The 21,486-nt window shown below is 66.7% G+C and carries 19 protein-coding genes and 2 pseudogenes; 11 read left to right on the top strand and 10 right to left on the bottom strand.

Going from position 1 to position 21,486, the window contains the following annotated elements:
- Window positions 1-67: 67 nt before the first annotated feature.
- Window positions 68-1,504, bottom strand: coding sequence for a replication-associated recombination protein A (locus J7I92_RS06390; protein ID WP_214838644.1), 1,437 nt, complete (start codon window positions 1,502-1,504; stop codon window positions 68-70).
- 52 nt (window positions 1,505-1,556) lie between these two features.
- Between J7I92_RS06390 and J7I92_RS06385 the strand changes: the two genes are divergently transcribed.
- Window positions 1,557-2,204: an acVLRF1 family peptidyl-tRNA hydrolase gene (locus J7I92_RS06385; RefSeq protein WP_214838643.1), complete on the top strand. Its 648-nt coding sequence runs from the start codon at window positions 1,557-1,559 to the stop codon at window positions 2,202-2,204.
- Here J7I92_RS06385 and J7I92_RS06380 read toward each other — a convergent pair whose 3' ends face one another.
- The 6 genes and pseudogenes from J7I92_RS06380 to J7I92_RS06355 form a co-directional block, all read right to left on the bottom strand.
- Entirely contained in the window at window positions 2,205-2,528 is a 324-nt protein-coding gene (locus J7I92_RS06380; RefSeq protein ID WP_214838641.1) for a 2Fe-2S iron-sulfur cluster-binding protein, read from the bottom strand.
- 9 nt (window positions 2,529-2,537) lie between these two features.
- Window positions 2,538-2,843, bottom strand: coding sequence for an oxidoreductase C-terminal domain-containing protein (locus tag J7I92_RS24345; RefSeq protein ID WP_311380190.1), 306 nt, complete (start codon window positions 2,841-2,843; stop codon window positions 2,538-2,540).
- Window positions 2,844-2,951: 108 nt separating this feature from the next.
- A pseudogene (locus tag J7I92_RS06370) lies at window positions 2,952-3,817 on the bottom strand (NAD(P)/FAD-dependent oxidoreductase); the annotation flags it as partial.
- Between the two features lie 10 nt (window positions 3,818-3,827).
- Window positions 3,828-5,117, bottom strand: a complete 1,290-nt coding sequence (locus tag J7I92_RS06365) for a cytochrome P450 (RefSeq protein WP_214838635.1) — start codon at window positions 5,115-5,117, stop codon at window positions 3,828-3,830.
- Between the two features lie 130 nt (window positions 5,118-5,247).
- Window positions 5,248-6,009, bottom strand: coding sequence for an IclR family transcriptional regulator (locus J7I92_RS24340; RefSeq protein ID WP_214838633.1), 762 nt, complete (start codon window positions 6,007-6,009; stop codon window positions 5,248-5,250).
- Window positions 6,010-6,030: 21 nt separating this feature from the next.
- Window positions 6,031-7,703, bottom strand: a pseudogene (locus J7I92_RS06355) (FAD-binding protein).
- A gap of 182 nt (window positions 7,704-7,885) precedes the next feature.
- On the opposite strand from J7I92_RS06355, the gene J7I92_RS06345 reads away from it, so the two are divergent.
- The 7 genes from J7I92_RS06345 to J7I92_RS06320 all read left to right on the top strand — a co-directional run bounded on the left by J7I92_RS06345 (window position 7,886) and on the right by J7I92_RS06320 (window position 13,284).
- The gene (locus J7I92_RS06345; RefSeq protein ID WP_214838629.1) at window positions 7,886-8,671 is read left to right on the top strand and encodes an IclR family transcriptional regulator; all 786 of its coding nucleotides are present in this window, start codon (window positions 7,886-7,888) and stop codon (window positions 8,669-8,671) included.
- A gap of 106 nt (window positions 8,672-8,777) precedes the next feature.
- A complete protein-coding gene (locus tag J7I92_RS06340) occupies window positions 8,778-9,539 on the top strand; it encodes an SDR family NAD(P)-dependent oxidoreductase (RefSeq protein WP_214838627.1) in 762 nt (253 codons plus the stop codon).
- A gap of 87 nt (window positions 9,540-9,626) precedes the next feature.
- A complete protein-coding gene (locus J7I92_RS06335) occupies window positions 9,627-11,315 on the top strand; it encodes an FAD-dependent oxidoreductase (RefSeq protein WP_214838625.1) in 1,689 nt (562 codons plus the stop codon).
- A gap of 1 nt (window position 11,316) precedes the next feature.
- A complete protein-coding gene (locus J7I92_RS06330; protein WP_214838623.1) occupies window positions 11,317-11,646 on the top strand; it encodes a Dabb family protein in 330 nt (109 codons plus the stop codon).
- A 10-nt stretch (window positions 11,647-11,656) separates the two neighbouring features.
- A complete protein-coding gene (locus J7I92_RS06325) occupies window positions 11,657-12,829 on the top strand; it encodes an MFS transporter (RefSeq protein ID WP_251039527.1) in 1,173 nt (390 codons plus the stop codon).
- Window positions 12,778-13,053, top strand: coding sequence for a hypothetical protein (locus J7I92_RS23740; RefSeq protein WP_251039526.1), 276 nt, complete (start codon window positions 12,778-12,780; stop codon window positions 13,051-13,053). The genes J7I92_RS06325 and J7I92_RS23740 overlap by 52 nt, the downstream gene beginning before the upstream one ends.
- A gap of 27 nt (window positions 13,054-13,080) precedes the next feature.
- The gene (locus J7I92_RS06320; protein WP_214838621.1) at window positions 13,081-13,284 is read left to right on the top strand and encodes a hypothetical protein; all 204 of its coding nucleotides are present in this window, start codon (window positions 13,081-13,083) and stop codon (window positions 13,282-13,284) included.
- On the opposite strand, the gene J7I92_RS06315 is transcribed toward J7I92_RS06320, so the two are convergent.
- On the bottom strand, window positions 13,281-14,069 hold the full coding sequence (locus J7I92_RS06315; RefSeq protein WP_214838619.1) for an N-acetyltransferase: 789 nt from the start codon (window positions 14,067-14,069) through the stop codon (window positions 13,281-13,283). The two genes, J7I92_RS06320 and J7I92_RS06315, sit on opposite strands and share 4 nt — an antisense overlap.
- Window positions 14,070-14,149: 80 nt before the next feature.
- Window positions 14,150-15,955 (bottom strand): aspartate--tRNA ligase, encoded by a 1,806-nt coding sequence (aspS, locus tag J7I92_RS06310; protein WP_214838617.1) that lies wholly within the window; start codon window positions 15,953-15,955, stop codon window positions 14,150-14,152.
- 99 nt (window positions 15,956-16,054) lie between these two features.
- On the opposite strand from aspS, the gene J7I92_RS06305 reads away from it, so the two are divergent.
- Window positions 16,055-17,311: an APC family permease gene (locus J7I92_RS06305; RefSeq protein ID WP_214838614.1), complete on the top strand. Its 1,257-nt coding sequence runs from the start codon at window positions 16,055-16,057 to the stop codon at window positions 17,309-17,311.
- On the opposite strand, the gene hisS is transcribed toward J7I92_RS06305, so the two are convergent.
- Window positions 17,301-18,647 (bottom strand): histidine--tRNA ligase, encoded by a 1,347-nt coding sequence (hisS, locus tag J7I92_RS06300; RefSeq protein ID WP_214838613.1) that lies wholly within the window; start codon window positions 18,645-18,647, stop codon window positions 17,301-17,303. The two genes, J7I92_RS06305 and hisS, sit on opposite strands and share 11 nt — an antisense overlap.
- A gap of 255 nt (window positions 18,648-18,902) precedes the next feature.
- Between hisS and J7I92_RS06295 the strand changes: the two genes are divergently transcribed.
- Both J7I92_RS06295 and J7I92_RS06290 read left to right on the top strand, forming a co-directional pair.
- Window positions 18,903-19,709 carry a peptidylprolyl isomerase gene (locus J7I92_RS06295; RefSeq protein WP_214838610.1) on the top strand — a complete coding sequence of 269 codons (807 nt, stop codon included), beginning with the start codon at window positions 18,903-18,905 and terminating at the stop codon, window positions 19,707-19,709.
- A 61-nt stretch (window positions 19,710-19,770) separates the two neighbouring features.
- Window positions 19,771-21,411: a DUF349 domain-containing protein gene (locus J7I92_RS06290; RefSeq protein ID WP_214838608.1), complete on the top strand. Its 1,641-nt coding sequence runs from the start codon at window positions 19,771-19,773 to the stop codon at window positions 21,409-21,411.
- Window positions 21,412-21,486 lie beyond the last annotated feature (75 nt).

Genomic DNA, 21,486 nt, shown 5'->3' with positions numbered 1-21,486 from the left:
AATTCAACGTTAGCCCTCCGCTGCGGGAAGTCAACGGGGCAATGCTTCGTTCGTTCCGGCCTGAAGCTCAGCCGCCCCGGATGATCTTCCGGAGCCGCTCCAGCCGCGTTGAAATATCGCGTTCGGCGCCGTTGGCGGTGGGCACATAATAGTCCCGGCCAACGAGGTCGTCCGGCGGATACTGCTGGGTGGCAACGGCATGGGGGGCGTCGTGCGCGTATTTGTAGCCTTGGCCGTGTCCGAGTTGTTTTGATCCGGGATAGTGCGCGTCCCGCAGGTGGGCGGGGATGCCGTTGCCCAGGCCGGCCCGGACATCTGCCGTGGCTTTGTTGATGCCCATGTACGCCGCATTGGACTTCGGGGCCGTGGCCAGGTGGACGACGGCCTCAGCCAGCACGATCCGCCCTTCGGGCATGCCGATCAGCTGCACGGCCTGCGCCGCGGCGACGGCCGTCTGCAGCGCGGTCGGGTCCGCCATCCCCACGTCTTCGGCAGCCGAGATCACGATGCGCCGGGCGATGAACCTGGGGTCCTCCCCCGCTTCCAGCATGCGCGCCAGGTAATGCAGGGCGGCATCCACATCCGAACCGCGGATGGATTTGATGAAGGCGCTGGCCACGTCATAGTGCTGGTCCCCGGCACGGTCGTACCGCACCGCGGCAACGTCGAGGGCACGTTCAGTGTGCGGCAGTTCCACCGAGACGGGTCCTTCGGCGGCGTCGTCGGCATCACCGAACGCTACGCCCGCTGCTGCCTCCAGCGCCGTTAGCGCCCGGCGCGCGTCTCCGCCGGAAAGCCGCACCAGGTGGGCCAGCGCTTCGTCGCTGAGCTTCACCTTTCCGTTCAGCCCGCGCGAATCGGCCACGGCCCGCTGGATGAGCCCCTCGATGTCCGCATCCGTCAGCGGCCGGAGCGTCAGCAGCAGCGACCGGGAGAGCAGCGGAGACACCACCGAGAACGAAGGGTTTTCGGTGGTTGCGGCCACCAGCACCACCCAGCGGTTTTCGACGCCGGGCAGCAGCGCGTCCTGCTGGGCCTTGTTGAAGCGGTGGATCTCGTCGAGGAAAAGCACCGTGGTGGTCTTGTACAGGTCCCGGGCCGTGAGCGCCTCGTCCATGACACGCCGGACATCCTTCACTCCCGCGGTGATGGCGGACAGCTCGACGAACTTCCGGCCCGGACCTTTTGCAATCACATGGGCAAGGGTGGTCTTGCCGGTTCCCGGAGGTCCCCACAGGATGAGCGACGTCGGGCCGGCGGGTCCGGCGGAGTCGGCGCCCGCTCCAGCGGCCAGCTGCCGCAGCGGCGACCCTTGTCCGAGCAGGTGCTGCTGCCCCACGACCTCGTCGAGGGTCCGGGGCCGCATCCGGACCGCTAGCGGGCCGCGGGGCTGCGTCCGCCCGGCGGGCCGCCCGGCGGCCGGCCCGGAAACGCCCGACCCGGACGGCGGCACCGTCCCGCCGTCGTCGTCGTTGTCCGGCCCCTGGCCAAAGAAATCATCCACATAGATAGGCTACTTCTAGATCCTGACAGCACTGACAACGGAGAACCACACGATGCCCACCCCAGAGTCCCGAGCGGCGTTCGTCTCCGGTGCACGGCTGCCAGGGTGGGTGGAGCGCTTTGCCGCGAGCCACGGCACCGTGGATCAGGAGGAGCTCGACGGCGGACTGCAGCTGTCCGCAGAGGACGGCGCCGTGGCGCTGCTGGAGCAGCCGTGGCCGGCTGACGGCCGGCCGGGCAGCGGCAGCAACGCCGTGGAGCGGCTGGCGTCGCTGGCGTCGCAGTCCCGGACGCTCGGGCTGGTGCTGGTCCGCCGCGGCGGCTATTCCGTGGCGGTGGTCCGTGACGGCGCCGCCCTGGCATCCAAAACCGGCACCCGCCACGTCCAGTCCAGGACCGCGGCCGGCGGCTGGTCCCAGCAACGCTTCGCCCGGCGGCGCGCCAACCAGGCAGACGCCCTGGTGGAAGCGGTCGCCGCGCACGCCGGCAGGATCTTCGCGGACCACCGGATCGAATACCTGGCGCCCGGAGGCGACCGCACCCTCGCCGAGCAGGTGCTCGCCGAACCCGTCCTGAAGCGCTACGCCGGGCTGGCCCGGCTGGCATTCCTCGACGTCCCGGATCCCCGCGCGGCCGTGCTGAAGCGGGCGGCCGCGGACCTGTGCTCAGTGCGCATCCTGGTGACCGACCCGCCGGCGTAGCTACTCTTCCGGAGCCAGGGTCACGGTGACACCGTTGAGGTCCCGGCTGAAGTCGAGCTGGCAGGAGAGTCTGGAGCCGCACTCCCGGTACCCCTCCGCCTCGACAAGCAGTTCCAGTTCATCCTCGCTGCGTTCGCCCAGGGTGTCGTAGACCTCTTTCTCGAGGAAGACGTGGCAGGTTGCACAGGAGGCGGTGCCGCCGCAGGAGGCCAGGACCGGCAGGTCGTTGTCACGCAGGGCCTCCATCAGCGTCTGGTCCGGTTCCCATTCGAGATCGTGGGTGGAGCCTTCGCGGTCGATGACGGTGAGTTTGTTGTTGCTCATGGGGGTTCCTTAGATTCGGGCTGCCGCAAGGTCAGCGTCGGTGGGGTGATTGAGGACGGTGTCGGTGAGCGGGATGCCGGGGTCCGCTGCCAGCGTCGGGTCCAGCCGGGCTCCCTGGCCAATCAGTTTCCTGGCCGGCCGGAAGTCGGTCAGGCCCGCGACAGTGTCGACGGCGGCGAGGCGGCCGTCCCGAAGATAGACCACCGAGAACCTGCCGCCTGCGGGTTCGCCGCGCACGATCACGTCGTCCGCCGCATCGCGCACGCCGGCGGTCTGCAGCCGGACACCGTGCTGGACGGTCCAGAACCACGGGATTTCAGGATCAGCGGGTTCCTGGCCGGTGATGTGGGCTGCAACCCCATCGGCCTGCGCCTGCGCGTTCTGGATGCATTCGAGGCGTTGGCTGGTGCCGTCGATCGGGCTGGTGAAGCGGGTGACGTCACCGGTGGCGTAAATCAAAGGGTCTGAGGTCCGGCCGTCCCCGTCCACGAGGACGCCGTCCCGGCATTCGAGCCCGGCTTTCGCGGCCAGCTCCTGGTTGGGCAGCACCCCGATTCCGGCCAATACGACGTCGGCAGGAAGACCCTGCCGTCGGCGGTGACCACGCGCTCTGCCCGCCCGCCTCCTTCAATCGCCGTAACTGCTGCACCGAAGACGAACCGGACTCCGTTCCGCCCGTGGAGCTGTTCGAAGTGGTGCGAGACCGGGGCGGAGGTCACCCGGCTCATCACGCGGTCCTGGAACTCCAGCACTGTGACCTCGCAGCCCTTGGCTGCAGCGGCAGCGGCGACTTCCAGTCCGATGTACCCGGCGCCGATGATGGCGACGCGGGCTCCCCGGACCAGCAACCGCTTCAGTTCCAAGGCATCCTCCCGTGTCCGCAGGGACATGACTCCGCCAAGCCCGGCGCCGGGCACGGTGAGGGGCCTCGCCCGCGAACCCGTAGCGATGACGAGCCGGTGGTAGGCGTGGCGGCTGCCATCCGACAGCAGGACTGTTCGGCCCTGCCTGTCAATCGAGTCGGCGGTGATGCCCGCCAGCCGGTCAATGCCCTTGTCCAGATAGAACTTCTCCTTGCGCAGGACGGCGGACTCATCTGACGCGCCGTCTTTCAGGAGTTCCTTGGACAGCGGGGGGCGTTCATAGGGCGTCTCTTTCTCCGCGTCGAGCAGCAGGATGCCACCTTCCCAGCCCCGGGCACGGAGGCCCGCGGCGACAGCAACGCCGGAGTGTCCGGCGCCTGCGATGATCACCCGATCTGTAGTCGCGGTCACCGGTCCCTGTTTCATCGGTTCGTGGTCACGCATTGATCTTCTCCAGCATCACGTGCAGGTGCTCCGGGCCCGAGTTCGTCAGGTTGTTTCCGCGGACGTATTCAATCGGCCTGTCCGGATCCAAAGCGAGGGATCCCAGTTTTTCGGCAAGGAGCTTCACGGTCACCAGGACCTCAAACCGCGCGAGCGGCGCCCCCAGGCAGCTATGGACACCGTGACCGAAGCCGAGATGGCCGTCGGTGTTGCGGTCGATATCAAAACGCTCGCCGTCGGGATACTTGCTGCTGTCACGGTTCGCCGCGGCCGGCAGCAGCCGGACGATAGCGTTCGCGGGAATTTTGACTCCGGCAACCTCCACTTCCTCCGTGGTGATCCGGCTGGCCCGCTGCACCGTGCCGCGGTAGCGGGCCAGCTCCTCGACGAAGAGATTCGCATCATCAGGGTTGCGGCGGATCCGGTCCAGCAGGTCCGGCTGTTCGCTGAAGACACGGAACGAGTTGGCCAGCAGGATGGTGGTGGTGTCGTGGCCGGCGACGAAGACAAAGGCGCAGAGTTCCTTGGCTTCCTTCTCGCTCAACAGGCCGTCCTTCCACATCCGGGCGATGTGGCCGCCGACGGAGTCGCTCGCCTCGCGGTAGAGCCGCTCCATGGTGTCCTTCAGGTAGGCGAAGAAGTCGAAGGTGCTCTGTTCGTCGGTGCCGGTGCCCTGTGCGTTGCGGGCGAGCCTGCCGAAGTAGCTGAACGTCTCGTCGGACCAGAACTTCATCTTGTCGAAGTCCTCGGCCGGCACGTCGAGCAGGGCGCTGATGGTGGACATGCTGAGCGGGATTGAGTAGTCGTCCACTGCGTCGCCGCCGCCGGCGGCCAGCATCGGGGTCAGGTACTTTTCGGCGTTTTCGCGGACACGATCCTCGAAGCGGGCAATGGCCTTCGGGATGAAGGCCTGGGCAACGACCTGGCGCAGGCGTGTGTGGTTCGGGGCGTCGAACAGCGTGAGGAACGTCAGCGGAACAGGGTCCACAACCTGGGAGGAGAAGACCTTCGGGGCCCGCATGGCCTTACGGACGTCGTCGTACCGGGAAATGAACCAGACGTCAGAGACCGGTGAATGGGCACGGAGGACGGGGGCGTTCTCCCGCATCCATTCATAGTGGGCATAGGGATCGCCCTGCGTTCCGTCATCGACGACCTTGAACGGCGCCATGCCCTCGGGCCAGCCCAGTTCATGCGAATAAGGGGGCAACTTGGCGCTTTCGCCTGCGCCAGTGCTTTCATCCGTGGCGACCGGGGGTACTGCTGTCAATGGGGCAGACATCTTTGTCCTTCTTTCCGGTTGACTTCGACGTGAGCTACGTCTCAAACCACAACGCCGGGTCCGCGGCGTCCGCCCCACAGGTCTTCCGTTCATCGGTTGCGAAAGTCTGCCCCGGCTTACAGGTTGCCGGTCATCCCGCCTGCTCGGCCTTCAGGGCACGCGAAATTCCGTGGGCGGCGGTCAGCAGGGCGGGGACGGTCAACGGAACCGCGGCCTCCTGCCGCGGCACGATGGCGTTAAGCGCCGCGGCGACCGTGTTGCCAGGCCCGAAGACGGGCACGGCGGTGCCCGTCCACTCCGTGACTCCAATGCCGGGCAGGGCCACGTAGCCGCGTTGCCTGATCTCGGCCAGGTGCTTCCGGATGAGGGCAGGGTCGGTAACGGTCTCGGGGGTCACAGCCGTCAGCGGCGTCGAGAGCACCTCAGTTTGGAGGGCGGGCGGCGAGAAGGCCAGCAGCACCAGTCCGGACGAGGCTGCGTGGATCGGCATCCTCTGGGCAATGTGGGCCGCGTCCAGGCTGGAATGCGGCGAGGAGAGCCGCTCCACGTACAGCACCGTCCCGTGGTCCAACACGGCCAGGGTGGTGTGCTGGTGGACGGCGGCCTGGACGTCCTCCATGAACGGCAGCGCCAGCTCACGAAGATTAAGCGCACGCGAACCGCGTGCGGCCAGCTCCCACATGCGCATCCCGGAGCGCAGGTTCCCGTCCGGCAGCCGCTCAATCAGGCCGTGGATGACCGAGTCGTCCACGAGACGGTGCGCGGTGGTCAGTGGCAGGCCCGCGCGGCGGGCAAGGCCGGAAAGCGTCATGGTCGGCAGGTTCCGACCGAACGCACTCATGAGCCGCACGACGCGGCTGATCACCGATTCGCCCGAGGGTGAGTTTGCCACGGACGCCTCCGGCCCGACACCCTAGCGGGCTTCCACGCCGGCCGCGCGCTCCACGCCCCGGCCAGCCGCGAGCTTGGCGATGTCGCGGCCCGCACGGTAGCCGAACACGAGGGCCGGACCGATGTGCGATCCGTAACCCGGGTAGCCGCCGCCGAAAACGCTCACCGCGGCGGCGCCGACAGCCAGGAGACCGGGGATGGCTGTTCCCTCTGCGGTAACAACTTCCGAGCGTTCGTTGACGCCCACTCCGGCGAAGGTGCCGAGGTCGCCCATCTGGATCTTCGCGGCGTAATACGGTCCTTTGCCCACCGGGGAGAGGTTCGGGTTCGGCTTGTGCTCGAGATCGCCGCGGAAGTGGTTGTACAGGGTGGAGCCCCGGCCGAACGCCGGATCCTCACCGCGCTCCGCTGCCGGATTGAACTCAGCCACGGTCGCTGTAAGGCCCTGGGCATCGATCCCGAGCTTTCCGGCCAGTTCCGCCAGGGTGTCCCCCTTGACCAGGTACCCGGTCCTGTAGAAATAGCCGCGGGGCATCGGCCAGGGCTTGGCGTAGCCAATGCCGTATTTGTGCATCGTCTTCGCGTCGTCGATCACGTATCCAAATGTCTTGTCCTCGTACTTGTTGTGCCCGATCATCGCTCCACCGAAGTCGTGGTAGCTCAGCGCCTCGTTTCCGAAGCGCCTGCCGTGACGGTCGACGGCGATCAGGCCGGGCAGGCCGATCGCCCGCAGGTGCGGAAAGAGCCGCTGCTTGCCGTTGAGGTACTTAAAGACAGTGACCGGCGCCCACGAGCCGACGCTGAACACTGAGTCATCGATGTGCCCGCCCGCACTGACCGCCAGGGTGGCGGCGTCCCCGCCGTGGCCGACGGTCGGCGTGAAGTGGTCGTCGCCGTCGGCGTCGTGGGGGAAGTACTGCTTCCGCAGTTCCTTGTTGCCGGAGAAGCCGCCGGCGGCGAGGATGACGCCGAGCCGTGCCGTCACTGTGGCGGCATGCTCACCGCCGATCACGGCGCCCGTGATGGTTCCGGCGTCGTCGCGGGTCAGTGAAAGGGCCGGTGAAGAATTCCACAGGCGCACGCCCAGGTCATCGGCGCTCTTGACCATGCGGGTCATCAGGGCGTTGCCGTTGGAGCGCAGGACCGGGCGCTTGTAGCGGGCGGCGTCAGCCCACGTGCGCAGCAGCTTCTTGGCCACATAGACGAACGAGCTGACCGACTGGTTCACGTGGAAGAACTCGTTGATGTCCGGCCCGACCTGCGGCATGTAACCGAACACGGTGTAGGAGCTCATGTACGGCTGCATCAGGAGCCGCTTATTCCCGAGCACGCGCGCGTCCACATCCTGCGGCAGGATGGCCCGGCCGGACAGCCTCGCCCCGGGCAGGTCCATCTGGTAGTCCGGATTCTTTTCCGGATAGGTGAACTTCACCTCGGTTTCGTTCTCGAAAAAGGAGATCGCCTCGGGCACGGTATCCAGGAAGTCCCTGACGCCTGCTTCGTTGAACGTGTCAGGGGCGAGGTTCTTCAGGTAGGTCTCGGCTTCCTCCCGGGTATCGCCCTGCGCCACACCCTGCTTGTTGCCCGGGACCCACGCCCAGCCGGCGGAAATGGCGGTGGTTCCGCCAAAATACTGCTCCTTTTCCGCACGATCACGGTCAATCCCTGCGAAGCGGCTTTCAGGGCCGCGGCCATCCCGGCAACGCCGGAGCCGATGACGAGGACATCACAAACGGTCTTGCTCATTCTTTTGCTCCGTTCAGTCGGCTGCTGCATCCTCGCTGCAGCCGGGTGGAAGGTTTAAGCCCCAGTAGACTCGGCGGCGCCGGTGCCCGGCAGGAGGATTACCATTGAGCGGGAATCCTAAGGAGGAAAGAGTGGCCAACTCCCCATCGGGCGAGTCGATCATCGGCCGCTTCGTGAAGATCGTGAGCGCGTTCGACGACCGGCACAAGTCCATGAGCGTTGCCGAACTGGGGCGCCGGACCGGGCTGCCGGTGACCACCACCTACCGGCTCGTCAACGACCTGCTGGGAGAGCGGCTCCTCGAACGCGAACCCGGCGGTGACATCCATATCGGCACGCGGATGTGGGAACTCGTTTCGCGTGGGTCCAAGATGATGGGACTGCGGGAAGCCGCGCTGCCGTTCATGGAGGACGTCCAGGCAGTCGTCCAGCATTCGACCACCCTGGGCATCCTTGATTCGGACGAAGTCCTGTACATCGAGCGGCTGGGCTCCGACAGGACGATCGTCGACATCACCAAGATCGCCGGCAGGCTGCCCGTGCACGCAACGTCCTCGGGCTTGGTCCTGCTGGCGCACTCCCCCGCCGGTTACCAGGACGCCTTCCTGGCCCGGCCTCTGACGAAGTACACCGAAACCACCCTGACAAACCCGGCTGCGCTCCGGCGCCACCTGGCCGAGATCAGGCAGCGCGGCTTCGCAGCCATGCCGGGCGTGATCGTGCCCGAATCCAGCGGCATCGCGGTCCCCGTCTTCGGGTCCGACAACACCGTCCGGGCCGCCCTCAGCGTGGTGGTGCCGCGCAACGAGGAGAACGCGGCAGCCCGCGTGCCCGTCCTCATGGCGGCTGCCCGCGGCATTTCCAGGGCTCTGGGCTGGCGCGGCGAGCTGAAGGGAACGCTCCGCCAGAGTCACTGAAAGTTGGTTTTTCCGTTCATCGGCAATCGTGTGGTTTCGGTCACAGCTCCCCTGCCACTCTGGCTAGGACGCAGCGAAGAGGCTGCAGGAGCAAGAGGAGCACCACATGAATCCCACACTGAACCGAGTAACCGGAAAGACCGCCATCGTTACCGGAGGCCGCGGCGACTTGGGCAGCGCCACCGCTGCCCTCCTGGCTGAACACGGTGCAGTCGTTGCCAGCCTGGACGTGGCCGGCACCCCGGCTGCCCCAGCCCATCCAAACATCAGCGAGTACGACGTCGATGTCACCAGCGAGGCCAGCGTCGCCGACGCCGTCCGCCGGGTCCGCGACGAACTGGGCACGCCGGACATCCTGGTCAACGCCGCCGGAATCATCGGGCCCGCCGGCGCCTCGCACACCGCCTCGGTCACGGACTTCGACACGATCTTCAACGTCAACGTCAAGGGCGTCTGGCTGATGACCAAGCATGTGGTCCCCGGCATGATCGAAAAGGGCACCGGCAGCATCGTCAACTTTTCCTCCATCCACGGCATCACCGGCGGCCGTAATGTGCCGCTCTACCACGCCACCAAGGGCGCTGTGCGGCTGCTAAGCAAGTCCGACGCGGCGGCCTACGGAAGTTACGGCATCCGGGTGAACTCCATCCACCCCGGATCCATGGACACCCGGATGAGCCGCCGCTCAGCCGAGCAGTCAGACATCGGCCCCGAGGCCTACTACAAGCAACTGGTCGGCTCGAACCCGCTGCCCCGCCAGGGCCAGCCGGACGAGATCGCCTACGGCGTGCTCTACCTGGCCTCCGACGAGTCGCGCTTCACCACGGGTTCCGAACTCGTCATCGACGGCGGTTATACCGCCGTCTGAAGCGGTTTCCCGGCCCCTCCCGGGCCGCCGTAACCGAAGCTGTTGCCGCGGCCGCACAGATCTTCTTCCTTCCGAAAGGCTAAACCCATGAAATTCGTCAACGGATCCCCGTCGGAGAACTACGACGTCGTCGTCGTCGGTTCCGGCGCGGGCGCACTCACGGCGGCGGCGACCGCCGCCCGTGCCGGCAAGTCCGTCGTCATCCTCGAAAAGAGTGAACTGCTGGGCGGCACCTCCGCCGTCTCCGGCGGCATGCTCTGGGTGGCCGACAACCACCACGCCCGGGCGGCCGGGATCACTGATTCCAAAGATGCGGCAGCCGAATACGTCCGGGCCGTGGCGCGCGGCCGCGGCCGTGAGGATCTGCTGGACGCGGCGCTGAACTTCGGCGACCAGATGCTTCGCTTCGTGGAGGACGAATGCGGCGTCCGCTTCATCTTCCTGGACAACTTCCCGGACTACCGGCAGGACCTGCCCGGCGCTCTGGAAGGCGGCCGCACGGTGGAGCCGGAGCTGTTCAACAGCAAGGAAGCCCTCGGAGGGCTCAAAGCACACGTGCGCAGCGACGGCCGCGCGCCATTCACGATGCAGGAATACGAAGACTGGGGCGCCTTCACTAAGTTTCCCTGGGACGAATTGGGGCGCCGCCAGGATGACGGCCTCGTTGCCAAGGGCCAGGCGCTCGTCTCCATGCTGCTCGCCAGCCTGGTCCGCGACGGCGCCGGGCTGGTCACCGGTGCGCGGGGCCACCGGCTGCTCACCGACGGTGGCCGGGTGACCGGCGTCGAACTGGAATCCGGTGAACGCTTCCGGGCCAAGGACGGCGTGGTGCTCGCGACGGGCGGCTTCGAGTGGGACAAAGCCCTGGCGGACTCGATGCTGGCCTCACGGCTGTACACGATGTGTTCCCCTCCTTCCAACACCGGCGACGGACTGCGGATGTCCCAGCGCATCGGTGGCCAGACCCGGGGAACCCGGGAAGCCTGGTGGGCGCCGATGTCCGTCACCGGAGACACCCGTGACGGACAACCCATAGGCACACTTCTGCGTTTCGAACGGCAGGGACCGGGATCGATCATGGTGAACCGTCACGGCCGCCGCTTCGCCAACGAGTCCCAGAACTACAACGACCTCGCCCGCAGCCTGCAATCCTGGGACTCGGCCGGGAACCAGACTCTCAATACCCCTGCCCACGTCATCGTGGACCACGGCTATCTTCAGCGTTACGGTATCCTGACGCACCGAGCGGGCCAGCCCACGCCCGGCTATCTGATCGAGGCGCCGACCCTGGCCGGACTGGCTGCAAAAATCAACGTTCCGTCAGAGAACCTGGAAGCCACCGTTGCCCGGTTCAACAAATTTGCGGTCAAGGGCGAGGATCCCGATTTCGGCCGCGGTGAAAGCGCCTATGACAAGTACTGGGGCGACGACGATAACCCGTGGCCGGACCCCTCGCTCGGCCCGCTCCAGTCCGGACCGTTCTACGCCCTGGAAGTGGTCAACGGCGCCTTCGGCACGAACGGCGGCGTGGCAACCGACGGCTTTGCCCGCGTGCTCGACGTCGACAACCGGCCCATCCCGGGCCTGTTCGCCGCCGGCAACACCACCGAAAACGCCTATGCCGCGGGTTACCCCGGCGCCGGCGCGACCCTTGGACCGATCATGACCATGGGCTATCTCGCCGGACGCACGCTCGCCGGCCGGTCACCGGAGTACCGCTCCGCTGGGCAGGGTGCTGAACAGGCCAAGCAAAACGTGGAACTGGTGGGGGCCTGAGATGATCCGCCACACCGTGCTCTTCAAGTTCAAGCCGGGTTTCCCGCCCTCAGACAAGCAGGCTTGGATTGACGGGCTCAACTCCATGGCAGGCAATATCCCCGGCATGCTCGGCCTCAGCCATGGCGCGGACGTCCTGAACACCGAGCGCTCCTTCGACTACGCCATTGTGGCCGATTTCGAAACGATCGAGGACATCGCGGTGTACAACACGCATCCGCTCCACGAGCCGCTGAAGGCGTACTCGTTCCCCAACAGCCAGCAGATCCTCTCGGTGGACTTCCACCTCGGGGACGCAGCGCCGGCACCCATTGAGACAACGCAGTCTTAAGGAGATCACCATGCATTCCTCATCCGCACCACAACCAGCTGTGCCGGCACCGCGCAAGACCCCGGGCAAGGCAGCTCTGGCGTCCTTCCTCGGCAGCACCCTGGAGTACTACGACTTCTTCATCTACGGCACCGCCGCCGCCCTGGTGTTCCCGCATCTCTTCTTTCCGTCTGCGGACCCTGCGATCGGCCTGATCGGCGCCTTTGCCACCTTCGGTGTCGCCTATGTGGCGAGGCCCGTGGGCGGCCTGGTCATGGGCCACTTCGGCGACAAATTGGGACGGAAAAAGATCCTGCTGCTGACCCTGGGCATCATGGGCCTGGCGTCCCTGGGCATCGGGTTCCTGCCCACCTACGGGCAAATCGGAGTTTGGGCGCCCATCCTGTTGGTGGCCGGCCGGCTGGCACAGGGATTTTCCGCGGGCGCAGAGTCGGCCGGAGCCTCCACGCTCACGCTGGAACACTCGCCCGAAGGCAAGCGCGGCTTCTTCACCAGCTTCGTGATGACGGGCTATGCGTCCGGGATGGTGCTGGCCACCCTCGTGTTCATTCCGGTGACGGCCCTGCCCCAGGAAGCGATGATGAGCTGGGGCTGGCGCATCCCGTTCTGGCTCTCCATCATGGTCCTGGCCATCGCCTACTGGGTCCGGACGCACCTGGACGAAACTCCGGTCTTCGAGGAAGCCCAGGAGAGCAGGCAGGTGGCGCCGATGCCCATCAAGGAAGTGCTCCGCTTCCAGGCCCCGGACGTGCTGCGCGTCGTGGGCATGTCGATCATGTCGGTGATGCAGACCATTTTCACGGTCTTCGGACTGGCCTACGCAACTTCCAGCGCAGGGTTCGACCGGGCCTCCATCCTGACCGTAAACGCCGTCGCCATCGGCCTGTCCATGTTCACCATGCCGCTGGCGGCGAAGGTTTCGGACCGGATCGGCCGCCGTCCGCTGATGCTAGGCGCCGCATTCGGATGTTCAGCGACGATCTTCCTGTACTTCCTCTCGCTGTCCTCCGGCAACATCGTCCTGGTGTTCCTCACGGCGTTCCTGAACATGACATTGCTCTACTCGGGCTTCAACGGATCTGGCCGGCATTCTTCGCCGAGCAGTTCGCCGCTCCTGTCCGCTACACCGGTATGGCCCTGGGCAACCAGCTTGGCCTGGTCCTCGCCGGCTTCGGGCCGATGATCGCCGGCATGCTGCTGACCCCGGGAGCCGCAGGCTGGGTCCCCGTGGCTGTGTTTGGCACCGTGTGCATGCTGATCGCTGCCTTCTCGGTGTTCCGCTCCCGCGAGACGTTCAAGACACCGATCGAGGAACTCGGCGCTCCTTACCTGACCGGTACCGCCCGTCGCCGGGAAACACTCGAAGAGCAGAAAACAGCCGGGCAACCGGCCGGGCGGCTTCGCTGAGTCCCCCGCATCGAGGAAGAAATTCACATGCCGCGAAACACTAGCCGACGCAACAAGTACCCCAGCCACTGGCCGGTCCACGTGTCCGGGACGCCGGCCGCCTGCCAGCAGCTGCCTCGGCCGGGTGCGGTGGCAACCGAACAGCAGCCGGCACCCACTCACCCTGCCGACGACGGCGAACTGACCGCCTCGCCCTGGATCGGCCTGCACTACGTCACGGAAGGCATCTAGCAGCCGGTCAGGTGCCGCTTGGGCCGCTCCTGCCGATAGAAATAGCGGCCAGCTTCCCGGAACCCGGCCCTGGCATACAGTTCCCGGGCCGCGGCATTGGCTGCGGTCACCAGTAACCAATAGCCGTCCAGCCCACGGGAATCACCCGCTGCCAGCAGCGACTGCAGAATCCGGCCGGCATGTCCGCGGCGGCGGGCGTCCGGGCGCGTGGCCATACAGTACAGGCCGCCCCGTGCGCTGTCCCCCGCCGGGAGGGCAAGGCGGCCGACGGCGGCGGGCAGGCCGTCGTCGTCCCTCACCAGGGCGTACACCGACGGGCAGCCTTCGAGGATTCCGCGGGCGGTGGCGAGGGACTCCTCGCCGCCGCGGCCGTCGACGCTCCACCACAGCTGCAGCCACTCAGGCGAAGGCTCGACCGATAGTTCGACGCCAACGCCGGCACCGTCACCGTAACCGCCCGCTTCCCGCTCCAGGATCAGGGTCTCGGACTGCCTGGTAAAGCCTTCCCCGTCAAGGACCAGGTTCAACGCCGCATTGCGCGGATCGTCGAAGACCTGGAAGATCACGGGCAGCTGGCGGCTCCGGTACCAGGCCCGCGCCTCCCGGAGCAGGGCCAGCCGCCCGTGGTCCGTGCCCGCCGGCTCTGAACGAGGCCAGACGGAGTTGGCCCGCTGGGTGACGCCGCCGGCGGCACGGAGCACCCAGCCGCCGGATTCCGACCGGTCGGGTGCCAGCCACGAGGCATCCATCAACGCCTCCAGCAAGGGCAGTGCTTGCCGTTCCATCGGGCTCCTCACGCAGGACTTAGGGGACAGCAAAGGCTCCCCGGTTTCCCGGGGAGCCCTGCGACAATCAGTTCAGGCTACTACTTTGCTGCGTCCTCGCGCCGTTGCGGCACCGGTTCCGCTTTCTTGGCCTCCGGCTTGAAGTCGACACCGGCTTCCTTGCGCTGCTGCGCGGTGATCGGCGCAGGAGCCGCGGTCAGCGGATCGTAGCCGCCGCCGGATTTCGGGAAGGCGATCACGTCGCGGATTGATTCCACGCCGGCGAGCAGCGCAACAACGCGGTCCCAGCCGAAGGCGATGCCGCCGTGGGGCGGAGCGCCGTACTTGAACCCTTCCAGGAGGAAGCCGAACTTCGTCTCAGCGTCCGCCTTGTCCAGGCCCATGAGTTCGAACACACGTTCCTGCACATCACGCTCATGGATACGGATGGACCCACCGCCGATTTCGTTGCCGTTGCAAACGATGTCGTACGCATAGGACAGGGCCGATTCCGGGTCCTGCTCAAAGGAGTCCATGAACTCGGGCTTGGGCGAGGTGAAGGCGTGGTGGACCGCGGTCCACTTCCCGGCGCCGACCGCCACGTCACCCGAGGCCACTGCGGCGGCGGCGGGCTCGAACATCGGTGCGTCCACCACCCAGCAGAACGCCCAGTCGGCGGGGTTGATCAGGCCGGTGCGGTGTCCGATTTCGACACGGGCGGCCCCGAGGAGGGCACGGGAGGAAGTCTTCTCGCCTGCGGCGAAGAAGATGCAGTCACCGGGCTTGGCGCCGACGGCGTCGGCCAGGCCGGCGCGCTCGGTTTCGGTCAGGTTCTTCGCGACCGGGCCGGCCAGCTCGCCGTCTTCCTTGTACAGGACGTAGGCGAGGCCCTTGGCGCCGCGCTGCTTGGCCCATTCCTGCCACGCGTCCAGCGCGCGGCGCGCCTGCGAAGCTCCGCCGGGCATGACCACGGCGCCGACATACGGTGCCTTGAAGACGCCGAAGTTGGTGTCCTTGAAGAATTCCGTCAGCTCAGTCAGCTCCTGGCCGAAGCGCAGGTCGGGCTTGTCCGAGCCGTAGCGCGCCATGGCGTCGGCGTAGGTGATGCGCTGGATGGGCGTCGGGATCTCGACGTCGATCAGCTGCCACAGGGCTTTGACGATACTTTCGCCGAGCGAAATGATGTCATCCTGCTCGACGAAGCTCGCTTCGATGTCCAGCTGGGTGAATTCGGGCTGGCGGTCGGCGCGGAAGTCCTCGTCGCGGTAGCAGCGCGCGATCTGGTAGTACTTCTCGAAGCCGCCCACCTGCAGGAGCTGCTTGAAGAGCTGCGGGGACTGCGGCAGCGCGTACCAGGAACCCGGCGCGAGGCGTGCCGGGACCACGAAGTCGCGGGCGCCTTCCGGCGTCGAACGCGTCAGGGTGGGGGTTTCAATCTCCACGAAACCGTCCTGGTGGAGCAGTTCGCGTGCCACGCGGTTCGCCTCCGAGCGCAGGCGCAGGTTCCGGGCAGGGCCCGGACGGCGCAGGTCAAGATAGCGGTGCTTGAGCCGGGCTTCCTCGCCCACTTCGACGTGCTCGTCGATCTGGAACGGCAGCGGGTCCGAGGTGTTGAGGATGGTCACCTTCTCGGCAATGACCTCAATCTCGCCGGTGGCCAGCGCCGGGTTTTCATTGCCCTCGGGCCGCTGGGAAACCGTACCGATGATCTGGAGCACGTACTCGTTGCGGAGTCCGTGGAAGACCTCCTCTTCGCGGACGACCACCTGGGCGACGCCCGAGGCGTCGCGGAGGTCAACGAATGCCACACCACCGTGATCACGACGCCGGCCCACCCAGCCGGCCAGGGTTACGGTTTGTCCAATGTGCTCGGAGCGTAGGGATCCGAGGTCATGTGTGCGCAGCACAGCTTACCTTTCAGAAGGAAGACAGAGATGATGTTGAATGGGACCGTTGCGGGAACAGCCCCGTTCGAGTTTACCCGTTGGAAAGGCTTTCCTTCCGCCATGCAGACCCATCAGCGCCTTCAGCGCAGGCTCGGTGTGTTCGACGCCACCGCCATCGGTCTCGGCTCCATGCTCGGCGCCGGCGTATTCGTTGTCTTCTCCCCCGCCACCGCCCTGGCCGGCCCGCTGATGATTGTCTCGGTCCTGATAGCCGGCGCAATTGCCTACTGCAACGCGATGGCATCGGCCCAGCTGGCCATCAAATACCCGGCCAGCGGCGGGACGTACATTTACGGCCGCAAGCAGCTGGGTGAATGGCCCGGCTTCATCGCCGGCTGGGGTTTCGTCACCGGAAAGACCGCATCGTGCGCGGCCATGGCCCTGACATTCGGCCACTATGTGACACCCGAGTACGCGACGCCCGTTGCCGTCTCCGCCGTCGCAGTGCTCACCGGAGTCAACCTGATGGGTATCACGCGGACGGCGCTGCTGACCAAAATCCTGCTTGGAATCGTGCTGGCCACTCTCGCGTTTGTTACGGCGGCCGCGCTTGCCGGGCCGCATCCAGGAGCCGCCGCATCCGACGGAAGCCAGGGCAGCGCATGGGGAATCCTCCCGGCCGCCGGCCTGATGTTCTTCGCTTTTGCCGGCTACGCCAGGATCGCGACGCTGGGCGAAGAAGTCAGGGATCCGGACCGCACCATTCCCCGCGCCATCATGGCCGCGCTGGCGGCCGCTTTCGTGATCTATCTGGGCCTGGCCGTGCTGCTGCTCTGGCACCTGTCGCCGGTACGGCTCGCCGACTCCGTGTCGCCCTTGCTGGATGCCGTATCCTCCTCCGGCCTCAATGCGGGCGGCCCTGTTGTCCAGGCCGGAGCAGCCGCCGCTTGCCTCGGAGCCCTGCTGGCCCTCATCACCGGAGTGGGCCGGACGGCCATGGCGATGGCCAGGGAACGGGATCTTCCCGCTCCGCTGGCCCGGGTGGGCGGACGCCACACCGTGCCCGTCGTCGCCGAATTGTCCGTGGCCGCCGCGGTGGTGGCCCTGCTGCTGACGACGGACGTGCTGACCGTGGTGGGTTTCTCGAGCTTCGGTGTCCTGATCTACTACTCGGTGACGAATGCCGCCGCCTTCACCTTGACCGAGCGGCCTGGAAGCGCGCCCCGCTGGCTGAACGCAGTTGGTTTCGCCGGCTGCCTGCTACTCGCGGTCACGCTGCCTCTGGCCTCGGTGGCCGGCATGGCAGCTGTGCTGGCAGCCGGGGTTGCCGGCCGCTTCCTGGTGCTCCGGCTTCGCAAGCCGCCGCTTAGGCCTTGAGGACCCGGACGTACAGGTCGTCCTCGGCGGGCGCCCACGTGGCGGGGTCGGCATCCGACTGTTCCCCCGAGCGGATGTCCTTCACCTGGTGCTTGCCGTCGTCGTCCGTGAACCACACGAAAGGGATGCCGCGGCGGTCGGCGAACTTGATCTGCTTGCCGAATTTTTCCGCCTTGGCGGCCACTTCGGTGGAAATCCCGCGGCTGCGCAGCTGGGCGGCGACGTCCTGGGCCGCATCCCAGCTGGCGTCGTTGTTCAGGGCGACAAGCACGGCGGTGGGCACCGTCCGGGTGGCCTGTGCCAGGTCCTGGCTCAGGATCCTGGTGACGAGGCGGGTGACGCCGATGGACAGTCCGACGCCCGGGAACTTCCGGTTTCCCTTGCTGGCCAGCGCGTCGTAGCGGCCGCCGGAGCAGATTGAACCGAGCTGTTCGTGGCCCACCAGGACTGTTTCGACGACCGTGCCGGTGTAGTAGTCAAGGCCGCGGGCGATGCTGAGGTCGGCCACCACTTTGCCCGGTGCACGCTGCACCGCAGCCGCGATGACCTGCTCCAGCTCGTTCAGGCCTTCTTCGAGCAGATCGTCCTTGACGCCCAGCGCCCTGACCTGTTCAACGAAGGACGTGTCCTCGGTGCGGATGCCGGCCAGGCTCAGCGCCGCCTGCGCCTGTTCCTCGGAGGCGCCCAGCTCTGTCTTCAGGAGCTCGGCTACCTTGGCAGGGCCGATTTTTTCCAGTTTGTCGATGCTCCGGAGCACACCGGCAGTGTCCGTCAGTCCGATTCCGCGGTAAAAGCCTTCGGCCAGTTTGCGGTTGTTGATGCGCAGGCGGAAGTCCGGGATGGGCAGCGTGCTGAGGGCTTCGGCGATCACGAGCGCAATTTCGACGTCGTACCGGAACGGCAGCTCGCCGTCGCCCACGATGTCGATGTCCGCCTGGGTGAATTCGCGGGCACGGCCTTCCTGCGGACGCTCGCCGCGCCACACCTTCTGGATCTGGTACCGGCGGAACGGGAACGCGAGGTAGCCGGCGTTCTCGACGACGTAACGGGCGAACGGCACGGTCAGGTCGAAGTGCAGGGCGAGGGAATGGTGCTCGCCCTTGGCAGCCTTGGACTCTTCGCCTTCGTCCTCCTGCAGGCGGCTGAGTCCGTACACCTCTTTGTCGATCTCACCCTTGCGGAGCAGCTGGGCCACGGTTTCCACGGCGCGGGTCTCGATGGACGAGAAGCCGTGCAGCTCGAAGACCCGGCGCAGGGTGTCCAGCACATGAAGTTCCACCAGCCGCTCCTCGGGAAGCCACTCGGGGAATCCGGACAGGGAGGCGGTGCGTGCCATGGTGGATTTTCTCCTCAGGTAACAGCAGTCTGGAGTGCGTGGCCCGGCCATCCAATTCCGCCATGCGATCAAAAAGCGGCGGTAAGGGCGGGAGTCCAGCCAGTCATGCATAAACTATGTGCGGCAGTCAGTTTATGCTTTCGGCGCCTGCAACTCTAATGGAGCGGGCCCGGCGCACCGCCTGCCGCTTGCTGCCGGACACCGGACGTCGCCCTTGGCCCGTTCGGCGGGCCGGCCCGACAACCAGGAGGACTTTTGGCGGCCAGTTCACGGAGCGCCCGCGAAGCAAAGCGGCGCATCCTGCAAATGGAAGCGAAACGCGAGCTGCGGCGGCAGCAGGAAAAGCGCCGCAAGCGCGACAATGTCCTCGCCGCCGGTGCGGGTGCCGCAGCGGTGGTGCTCGCCGTCGTCCTCCAACTGACCGTCTTCGCCAACAACCCCACGGAAGACGAGTACGCCGCGGCCCAGGCCGGACTGACCAGCCCGTCAGCATCGCCCACGCCGGCGGCCACGCCCACCAATGCCGCCAACATCCCGAAACCGGAGACCGCCGCCGGCAAGGTGTTCACCGGCGAGCTCAAACTCAACAGTGGCGCGCTGGGCGTGGAACTGGACGGAACCAATGCCCCGCAGGCAGCCGCGGTCTTCAAATCGCTTGCTGACGAGAATTATTACAGCGGGGTCAGCTGCCACCGCCTGACCACCGGCGAAACCTTCGGGGTCCTGCAGTGCGGCTCGAAAACAGGTGACGGACAGGGCGACCCGGCGTACACGTGGGGCCCGCTCGAAAACACGCCGGTGGACAACAAGTATCCGGCAGGAACCATCGCAGTGGCCCGTACTGGCGGCAACGCCTACGGGAACGGCACCCAGTTCTTCATCGTCTACAAGGACACCGTCATCCCGGCAGACGAGGCCGGCGGGTACACCATAGTAGGCAAGGTGACGTCCGGCCTCGACGTGGTGGCAAAGATTGCCGAAGGCGGTATTAAGACAGGCGGAAGCGCAACAGACGGCGCTCCTGTGGAACCAGTCACGATAGACTCGTTCTCTCTGAAGTAACCAGCCCCGGCCTCCACGCTGCGGGTGCAGGTATTTCCCTCCAAGCGAAAGACTTTTAGCGGTGACAGACAGTCAGAAATCCGACGAAACAGTAACAGCAGCTGCCGACGGAGCCGAGACCACGGCCCCGGTGCTTGACGACGCGCAGGCGGCGGGCAACGATGCAGCCGCCGCGGCCGCGGCGGACGCAACGCCGGCTACCCGGGAAGCGGAGGAGACCCCCGAGGCGCCCGAGGCTCCGGCCGCCGAGGCGGCTCCTGAGGCGCCCGTTGCCGAGGCGCCCGCCGGTGAAGCAGCTGAGGCACCGGCCGCCGAGGCGCCGGCCGCTCCGTCACCTGCACCGCGCCCGGCAGGCCGCCCCGCGCCTTCGCCGGCAGCCTTCGCCGCGCGGCCGAAGGCTGCGACCTCGCCTGCGGTCGCCGCCCCCTCCACTGTTTCCTCCGCCGCATCGCTGGCCGAGGCTGCACGCTGGGGCCGGGTTGAAGGGGACGGCCACGTTTTCCTGACCATCGACGGCACCGAACACCCCGTGGGCCAGTACCCGGGCGTTAGCGACGACGAAGCCCTGGGCTACTTTGCCCGCAAGTATGACGACGTCGTGGCCCAGATCGTCCTGCTGGAACAGCGTGTGAGCTCCAAGGCCCCGACCGCCGACATGCAGAAAACCGTGACGCACCTGCGTGAGCAGCTGGCCGAACGGAACATGGTGGGTGACCTGCGCGCTGCCGAGGCCCGCCTCGACACCCTGTCCACCCAGATCGCCGAGCTCGAGAAGGCTGAAAAGGCCGAACACGACGCCGTGCGCGCCGCGGAACTGGCCGCCCGGGAAGCCATCGTCGCGGAAGCGGAGGAAATTTCCGGCCACGATCCTGCGCAGATCCAGTGGAAGACCTCGAGCGCGCGCATGAACGAGCTCTTTGAAAGCTGGAAGGCAGCCCAGAAGAACGGCGTGCGCCTGGGCCGCAGCAACGAGGACGCCCTCTGGAAGCGGTTCAGGGCTGCCCGGACGGTCTTCGACCGCCACCGCCGTGCGTACTTCTCCCAGCTGGACAGCAACAATTCCGCCGCGAAAGCCGCCAAGGAAAAGCTGATCGCTGACGCCGAGGCACTGTCCTCCTCCACTGACTGGGGCTTCGCCGCCGGTGAGTACCGCCGTCTGATGGACGAGTGGAAGGCCTCACCGCGCGCCAGCCGCAAGGACGACGACGCCCTGTGGGCCCGCTTCCGCGCCGCACAGGATGTTTTCTTCACTTCCCGGCAGGCAGCCAACGACGAGATCGACCAGGAATACAGTGCCAACCTGACCGTGAAGGAAGCGCTTCTGGAAGAGGCGAACGCGCTGCTCCCGATCAAGGACCTGGCTGCAGCCAAGAAGGCCCTCCAGTCCATCCGTGACCGCTGGGAGGAAGCCGGCAAGGTGCCCCGGGCGGACATGGGCCGGATCGAAGCCGGGCTGCGGAAGGTGGAGGACGCCGTCCGCCACGCCGAGGACGAAAACTGGAAGCGCTCCAACCCGGAGACCAAGGCCAGGACCAACAGCGCGCTGTCGCAGCTGGAAGCCGCCATCGCCGGGCTGAAGGACGACCTTGCGGCGGCGGAGAAAGCCGGAGACCAGCGCAAGATCAAGGCCGCGCAGGAGGCCCTTGAGGCCCGCCAGGCATGGCTGGACCAGATCTCACGCTCGGCCAGCGAACTGTCATAGCCCACGCAGACACCACGCACGGGCCCCGTACCGGTTATCCACATAACCGGCACGGGGCCTGTACTCGTTAACGGG

It is taken from the genome of Arthrobacter sp. ISL-72, assembly GCF_018613755.1.
Taxonomy (GTDB): Bacteria; Actinomycetota; Actinomycetes; order Actinomycetales; family Micrococcaceae; genus Arthrobacter.
Note: the sequence above shows the minus strand (reverse complement) of the source record. Positions and strands in the feature narration are given on the sequence as shown.